Annotated in this window: 1 protein-coding gene; it reads right to left on the reverse strand. The window is 70.3% G+C overall.

All coding sequences use genetic code 11. The features are described 5' to 3' along the window. The coding region (locus tag AC3EQ1_RS31345; protein ID WP_432097690.1) for a hypothetical protein at nucleotides 1–558 on the reverse strand (558 nt) is incomplete at both ends.

Here is a 558-nt window from a genome sequence, read left to right on the forward strand (position 1 = left end):
TACGGGCATCGGGGAGCGAGCAGCCGTCCTCGCCGAGGGGCAGCAGCGACAGCACACCGGTGATGTCCTGCGAGCCGACGGCCTCCCGGAGGAGGTCGGCGACGGTTCGGCGATCGGCGGTGGCATCGACGGAGACGCGCACGAACCGTGCGCCGCGCGCTTCCAGAAGCGACAGCCAGGCCGGGCCGTCGCCGCCGGTACGGTGCGTCGGTACGACGACGATCCAGGTGCCGGAAAGCGGCGACGGCCGGACCGTGGAGAGGGGCTTCCACTCGATCCGGTACCGCCAGTTGTCGATCAGGGACGAGTTCTGGTTCCTGCGCCGCCACGAGGAGAGCGCGGGGATCACTTGCTGCAGTGACGCTTCATCGGACAGCTCGAGCGCCGCTGCCAGGGTGGGGACGTCCTCGCGGTCGACGGCCTCCCAGAAGACCGAGTCCGCCCCCTCACCCTTCCGGCTCACGGACTGCGACTCCGGAACGATCCAGTACCGCTCACGCTCGAAGGCATACGTCGGCAGGTCGACGCGACGGGCACCCGTGCCCACGAACACCGCCC

It is taken from the genome of Streptomyces sp. bgisy100 (assembly GCF_057709105.1).